The organism is Bacillus sp. ISL-46 (assembly GCF_018613205.1).
Window position 1 is genome coordinate 25,596 of the sequence record NZ_JAGGQR010000066.1, and the last position, 7,360, is coordinate 32,955.

Below are 7,360 nucleotides of genomic sequence, written 5' to 3' on the forward strand. Positions count from 1 at the left end.
TTAGCTGAAAGAAAGTGCTGTGTAAACAGATCTCGTTCTCAACAAACGTCACCTTTTTGAAGAAAAAATGGATTACTCTTCTCTTACCTATTTCTGATGAATCACATTATCAGAATACCAATAAAAAGCATAATCAGTCATAACTGAAGAATCACCCAATTGATGCAACATAGCTGAAATATTCCCTCTATGATAGGTTCCATGATTCACAACATGTAAGATCATTTCAGATAGACTTGTTTCTCTTAAACTTGCCCATGGATTATCCAGCATTATTCTCTTTTCTATATCCTCCTGACTTTCCAAAAAGGATTTAAACCGAGTTGATAAAGTGTGGAATTCCATTTCTAAGTCTTCAATGGGCAGTTTCTCTATCTTTTCTTGAAGTTGTAATGAAGATTGCATTGCTTCGTTCATATTCTGACCTTCGAGGATATTAAGCCATCCATAGTCCACTAAATAGATATGTGACAAAACCTTTGAAACAGAAGAAAAGACACTTTTCATTTCCTTTTGATATTTCTCAGGAGAAAGTGTCTTAAGATGATCAATAATCCGTTGATTTGCCCATACATGATAGTTATATAGATTTTCTACATGATTAACCATACAATCGCCTCCTTACCATCACATTTTTTAATATTCTTTATCAGAATGAATTATTCCTTTAAATATTTTATTACTTATCTGATGAGATCTTCAACTATATGGCCCTTTACATAAAGAAAGAGCACAATTCTTGCTGCAGAATTGCGCCCTATTCTTGAATATCGATAGTAGAAAACGAATGACTAAAAATTAAAAGGAGCTTTGATTAAAGCCCCCGATTGAGAGGGGTAAAATTTTTTCAAACTGCCTTTTGCTTAAGCAAAAAAGACAACCTTAAGGGGGAGTGACAGGGTTCGTGTCATAGACCGCAAAGTGACTTACAACAAAAATACCAACCGAATAAATCCACTGATGACGATTACCAAAAACTATATATAATTAAAATATTCAAAATTATCTGTCATAATATGTTACAAATTAGTTGGCAAGAACAATTTATTAAATCATAATCATAATCATAATCATAATCATAAATGTGGCTCCATTAAAAATTTTTGAGGGGAGGAAGGAAATGGAAAATTATCAAATGACTATTGATGATAAACAAGATTTAGAGGAGTTTTCACCCGTAGCCTATATAGACACATGGAAGCCGCATATTGTAGAAGAGAAAACTGTAGGGACAGCTCACTGGCACCTTATCTCTAAGGTTCTCCAATTGTTATTGAACATTTCTCTCGTATTATTAGCCATTATCCTTTCTTTTTTATTAATAAAGGAATTAATCATTTTCAGTCAAATTTTGCAGGAAAAAGGCAGCGAGGACTATAAGCTTTTTCTTGCCAATATTCTTATCTTTTTTTTATATTTTGAGTTTATTACGATGATTGTTAAATACTTTAAAGAAGGATACCATTTCCCGATTAGATATTTTATCTATATCGGCATAACAGCATTAGTAAGAATCATTATTGTTGATCACGATCACCCAGTATATACATTATTTTATTCACTTTCGATTTTGGTTCTAGTTATTGGGTATTTCATCATTTATTTAACTCCTCGTGAAAGACGGAACAGTAATGGGTCGGAAGAAAAACATTAATGAAGTTTTTCTTAAATTAGCGAATACTGCTTCTAACAAAAAAGATGTTGAATAATTCCAACTCTCATCAAAAACAGCCGATTGTCCTTAGCGTAAGGAGAATCGGCTATTTACTTCCATAAATTGTATTTTAAATCAAAATCATTTTTGTCCTCTCCTTATCCCCAGACGATTACAGCAATACTTTTTCCATAATCATGATATCGACACGTTTTCCATCCATTACTCCGTAAGCGTAAAACTGTGTTTATAAAGGTATACGTTTATAAACTATGAAATTCTAAGAATGACAAGCACCTACCATTTTTGCTAGCTGTACCCCAATTAGAGTATAATCCAATTTATCGGAAGGGCTTCACAATAAGGAGTTATTACGATGCTTGTCGTATTTTTATAAAAATGACAGCTACATTCGAATTGAAATACCGAGGTGATCATAATGATAATGTATGAAGAAAAACTGACGATCCTGAAAGAAAAAGGTGAATTAAAGATCCCCTTAACGGACGTCGACCAAGAATTTTACATTGAGGATGCTTTAAATAGTTTAAATGTTAAATATCATAAGTTTATTCCTAAAAAACAAACTCCTGGAAATAAAGTACTTGTAATAAAAATCAAGAATAATTTAAATAATTCAGGTAGAGCTTCTTTATAAATCTACCCATAAGGGTATATCTGACGTTTGATTTCACATCATGCACAAAAATAGCTGATAAAATATAGAAAAGTCGATCGAGGTAATAAAAAAAATAAGCCCGTAATTGATTCAGGGACTTATTTTTTTATTTTGTTAAGATGGTTAGTTATCTTTGTTTTTCTTTTCTAATTTTCCACCAATAAATCTTCCAATAAAGCCGATTATGAATATCGCTGCAAACCAAAAATAATTATCCTCAAATAAATGAATACCAGTAAATCTTGCTATAACTCCGATCATACCAATAGTTGCTACTAAGTCAAAAATTTTTTCATCCTTAACGCCACATCTTTCCCTATGGTTCGTTTTTACTTTATATGTATATATAAAGGGTACGGAGCACGATTCAGGGTTTTAAGGGCCACACTTCAAAAATATCCCATTTATATAATTTTGATAAGTGTATTTGATAAGTTTTAAATCCTTAAGGGGTAGTGACAGGGTAGCTGTCATAGACCGCAAAGTGGCTTGCTACAAAGGTACCAATGCAAGCAATTTCTGGATAAATCGACTGATGACGGTTACCAATGTTACCTTGAAATAAAGTTTGATTAAATTAACTCTATAAACCTTGATAAAAGAGCAAATAGAAAAAGCGTGTTTTGAAAAAAGATTGATCAAAACACGCTTTTAATATATTTAATTGAATCATTCTTTTATAAAAAAGTTTGATCATTTCTGTGATCCTTATTCCATTAAAGCGCCCGATTGCGGAAGATCAAGATAATCATTACCATACCTCTTCAAGAGTATCCCTGAATAGAAAGTCTAATTTCGAAGTAAAGTTTGGTAAATCGATATTAAGTGTATTAGTGTATTCCCGTAAACGTGTAATTTCTTCATTTAGAAAATTGTTTTCTAGACAAAGCTATTCGCTGTTTTCGCAGTGTCAAGACATCACTACATTGAATACGTTGAATACATTTGTTACTGAGTTAAGATATCAAGTATTCAAAGTAAGTTTTCACTCAATTTTTCGTTTTTGAATACTTTAAATACTCCTGATTTTCATAGTTAAGATAAATGCGGATTTTATACGCTAAGCCTACTTGTTACAAAACAAAGCCGGATTCCTGTACGCTAAGAAAGGAATATCCGACTTTGCCAGCATTATCAATGACTGGCTCCGCCCATCGAGGCTATCATGCTCACCTCTCCATTCACATAAGTTAGAAGATACAGAATATATGAGCAGCGGCTATCAAAATAATTTCAATAATAGTTTAATTACTGTAACAATAATTAAAATACAAAACAAAAAATCTTAATCCCTATAATTGGAGGAATTAAGACTTTTATTTCATTATATACATTGGCAATAGTTTCTTAGAAAATTTCTGATAGCTTTTCATCCCTGATCAATATATAATTCTTGGACCTTAACATGTGACGGCAGCAGCGGATGATTGCGTATGATGTTGACAGTTTTTTGTACGCCATCCGTTAAAGTTTTGCCTCCCTGTAGCCATACACTTACCGTACCCTCAGGAAATTCCGGCATGCAATTTTTAAAAAGATAATCTAATGTTTGAATCTTGTCCTGTAATTCTTTGTTTTTATATATTTCGTTCAGTATATCCCCAGTATTCTTTTGATAATCATTTGTGGAGACCACAACGATTTCCTCAACATTATCCTGATACACAGCAATAATGATGTCCCTCATTAAATCGTCGAAAGGGTGTGAAACGACTGGCTGATATGTTTGTAAGATGATCATGTTTTCCGGATTGACATTGGCTTCTTCTTTAATGAATCGTTCAAATTTCTGCTCCATTCCAATCACAAATAGTACTTTTTTCTTTTCATCTCTAGACATTAAATTCACTCCATTAATGATTTGAATTTTGTTCCAAATAAGTTTCCTGACTCTTTCTTATATGAAAAATGCGCAAGTCTTGAACTTATCCTTTTGTTTTTAACATAATTTGCTTTCTAAATCACTGGAAAGCTTAAAGACTATTACTCGTTCTCCAGTTTGTGTACTAATATCGGTGTGAAAACTTACTACTTCTTCCCCTGTTATCGTTAAGATAATTTCTTTTAAATCATCCAGACCGGATTCCACTAAACTGTTGCGATGTTCTTTTACTGATAACAATCCTTCTTTATCCAGACATACTGTATATTCAGCAGGAGTTAGTATACCGTGGAGTATTACAATCACCATATCCCGTAAGATATCCGATTTAACAGATACGGAGCCTCGTCCAAGATAATTTTTCTCCCAATGTGTTAAAGCTTTGCTTATTTCAGCTTCAAGTGTTCCTTTTGTTTTTTCCATACCGATTCCTTTTCCTTTTTTCAAAGTACATTCATAGATGGCCAAATATTGCTTATAATATTCTAAAAAAACAATCTTTTCCTCCCATGTGGCGACTTTCTTTCGGAAATCTATGTACCATTGCTACAAAAGCGCCGGAAAGAAAAGCAGCCTTCACACAAGGACATATATATAAACTGGGAAAGAGGTTAAGACCAACTCTCCCAGTGTCCTTCCGGATCAATGGACGCAAGCCGAATCCATCCGTTTTTCACTTTTTGATGAAAGGCATGATCGTGGTCCAGCATCCGTTTCACATAGTCCCTCGGTGCTTGAATGACCACCAGCAAACGCAGTGGCTCATGATATGCCTCTTCATCCGATTTCATAACAGACTGCCAGGGAAGTCCGGATAATAAGTCACTGGCGTTCCCCTGCATGACCCCGAGACCGGCTGTCACGGTTTGGGTTGTTTTATTCCCGCTGCCATAATAATGAGGGGCAACAGTAGATGCATAATATTGCAGGTTAATCCATTGAGCTACTGTTGCCGGACCGGAAATAATGTTGGCGAGGATAGCACCGTTTTTATCCTTCTTCCAATTATAATTATTGAGGAAAACTCTTCCACCCAGATTACAGCCTTGGGTCAGCCGGCGTTCCCCGATGATAAACGCGGCGTTACGCGCCAAGCCCCATTCCGGACGGACCTCACTCCAATCTTCTGAAAGGCGCTGCGCCTCAGCCTTCGGATTCTTGAGATAGTTCCCAAGATTTGGTAATTGCAGAATCCGCTCGGCATTCGCTTCCTCACTCACCTTTGGCAACGCGGTTTGGACACGTTTAAATGCTTCCTTAGCTTCAGCTGATAGTTCCGGAACATAAAGCCAACGCAATTCATCAAGTGTGGTAATATGCTCGGCAGCTGCAAAAACGGTTTCTTTCGGAATGATAATCCCCTCAGTTTCAAGGCTCTTCCTTACGTTTGGAAGATTACACAAGGCTGCCAGCACCCGTGCATTGAATCCGCTTGATGCCCCTCCGCATGCACCGCAGTCGAGTGCAGAACTATATGGATTGTTCGTGCTGTGACTTCCATGTCCGCAAATAACCACCAGCGGTGCAAAGTTATCGGTTAGCCCCATCATTTTTAGAGCTTGCCCTACATAGTGTACTTTTTCTTTCACCGAAAAGCCAATTTGCAGATCTGATTCCGATGTGTTCGTATGGTCAAGCGAGAGTTCCGTGGATGGTTTGTGCAGCCATGTTTCGCGCAGTTTACTTAATATCCGGCCCGCACTCTGCGGCATAAAGCTGCGAGCCAGCGTTTGCAGGCTTAGCCAAGGACCGCTAATTTCCGGAAGCACCATGCTGGAAACCAGATTATGTTTCATCGTTTTAAATGTATAACCTAATGAACTGACTGCCTGATGCCGTTGTTGAAAGGATTCAGACTCTGATGAATACTCTTTTACTTTGTATTGCGGTTTAAACATTACCGGCAAAGAGTTATGCGTGTGGTTACTGCCAAGCTCGCAGGTTTCAATCGGCAATCCGAAAAATCCCGCTGTTCCAAAAGTCTCAAAATCTCCTGCTTTTTCAAGTTTTCGGCGAAAAGGCTCTGAACGCACATCTATACAAAATACAAATTGTGCGAGTGCCGGCTTTACATTTTCTGCCGCTACAGCAGGCTGTTGGGATGTAATCATCGTTTTTAATTGGTCTTCATATGTTTTTTCCCATGCTTCAAGCCAAAGGTTACTCCGCAGAACCGTATCAAAACGATATGCAAGGGATAAACGTGCCTTTATTTCTGTAGAGGATAACTGTGACCAAACATTGATTGGCAGGTTCCCCCATTCCGCCCAGGCTGAAATTAATGGTTTTAGATTTACTTTATCATTTCTTTTTTCTGGCAAGGGAAGATAGGGTTTAACTAAAGCCCATTCCATCGAAATTCGTACAGCTAAATAGTCAAGCAGCAGTGAACTTTCTTCTGCTGATTGCTGTGAGCGCCAAAGCATCATTCCCCCCCAGCCCGGCAAAGCAAGGAAATGTGCTTCAAAATAGTCTTGGATTTCCGAAAAAGGAATTTCGAGAATAAGCAAAACTTCCATTAAGGCAGCGTCTGCTTCTTCCGGCAGCTCACTTAGTTGTTTACGTACCTTACGGCTAAGTGCCGGGTCGTGCTGGACTAGTTTCCGCCACGCATGATAGAAACCTTCTTCCCGGTTAGGCATCGACCAGACAGCCTGAGACTCATCCAAAAACAATTTACACCACTTGATAATATGGCGGTTAAGCTCGTGAGCTGTATTCACTTTTCCCAACTGTTCCAAGCGCTGGCTATAGGTTTTGACCGAATGTTTTTCGGTCAATTGGGATGCAAAACGGTTTAGTTTTCTTGCCATGCTTTTTAACTCAGGTGCTTCCAAAGTACTTGAATATGGTTGATTCTGTAAAAGTGCAGCCCGGCAAAACCGCTCTGCAACCTCACGCGGCAACTCCAAAGACTGTGAGTTTAGCCAATGTTGAAGCCCCTTTTCTAAAAAATCCCGATGAATCTCGCCTCGATCCTTTGCAGACTGAAATACGGAATCATTGGGGTAGATATCCACATCACAAGTATCTTTGAGCCAGCGTACAGTTTTTTCAAACGGTTTTCCCTCCAAGCCTACCCAAGGGTTGCGTGCTGCAAATGTGTTAATAGGCCCAAGCGGTGCAATGACGCTGCTAGCAGATT

At 37.4% G+C, this 7,360-nt stretch carries 6 protein-coding genes; 2 read left to right on the top strand and 4 right to left on the bottom strand.

All coding sequences use genetic code 11. The features are described from left to right. Nucleotides 1–87: 87 nt before the first annotated feature. Nucleotides 88–609, bottom strand: a complete 522-nt coding sequence (locus J7E67_RS26440) for a DinB family protein (protein ID WP_214733158.1) — start codon at nucleotides 607–609, stop codon at nucleotides 88–90. A 511-nt stretch (nucleotides 610–1,120) separates the two neighbouring features. Here J7E67_RS26440 and psiE point away from each other — a divergent pair. Then, nucleotides 1,121–1,654 carry a phosphate-starvation-inducible protein PsiE gene (gene psiE, locus J7E67_RS26445; protein ID WP_285291944.1) on the top strand — a complete coding sequence of 178 codons (534 nt, stop codon included), beginning with the start codon at nucleotides 1,121–1,123 and terminating at the stop codon, nucleotides 1,652–1,654. Between the two features lie 445 nt (nucleotides 1,655–2,099). Then, nucleotides 2,100–2,312, top strand: a complete 213-nt coding sequence (locus J7E67_RS26450) for a hypothetical protein (protein ID WP_214733159.1) — start codon at nucleotides 2,100–2,102, stop codon at nucleotides 2,310–2,312. A 1,390-nt stretch (nucleotides 2,313–3,702) separates the two neighbouring features. Here the strand turns inward: J7E67_RS26450 and J7E67_RS26455 are convergent. From J7E67_RS26455 to J7E67_RS26465, 3 genes are all read right to left on the bottom strand, one after another. Then, nucleotides 3,703–4,173, bottom strand: a complete 471-nt coding sequence (locus J7E67_RS26455) for a carbonic anhydrase (protein WP_214733160.1) — start codon at nucleotides 4,171–4,173, stop codon at nucleotides 3,703–3,705. Nucleotides 4,174–4,272: 99 nt separating this feature from the next. Next, the gene (locus J7E67_RS26460) at nucleotides 4,273–4,638 is read right to left on the bottom strand and encodes a Na-translocating system protein MpsC family protein (RefSeq protein WP_214733164.1); all 366 of its coding nucleotides are present in this window, start codon (nucleotides 4,636–4,638) and stop codon (nucleotides 4,273–4,275) included. Between the two features lie 188 nt (nucleotides 4,639–4,826). Next, nucleotides 4,827–7,360 (bottom strand): DUF2309 domain-containing protein (locus J7E67_RS26465; protein WP_214733161.1); only part of this gene is annotated, 2,534 nt, incomplete at its 5' end.

Bases quoted from the DNA above. Each gene is read 5' to 3' on its own strand.
- J7E67_RS26440 (WP_214733158.1), bottom strand. From the start codon at position 609: ATGGTTAATCATGTAGAAAATCTATATAACTATCATGTATGGGCAAAT.
- psiE (WP_285291944.1), top strand. From the start codon at position 1,121: ATGGAAAATTATCAAATGACTATTGATGATAAACAAGATTTAGAGGAG.
- J7E67_RS26450 (WP_214733159.1), top strand. From the start codon at position 2,100: ATGTATGAAGAAAAACTGACGATCCTGAAAGAAAAAGGTGAATTAAAG.
- J7E67_RS26455 (WP_214733160.1), bottom strand. From the start codon at position 4,173: ATGTCTAGAGATGAAAAGAAAAAAGTACTATTTGTGATTGGAATGGAG.
- J7E67_RS26460 (WP_214733164.1), bottom strand. From the start codon at position 4,638: ATGGAAAAAACAAAAGGAACACTTGAAGCTGAAATAAGCAAAGCTTTA.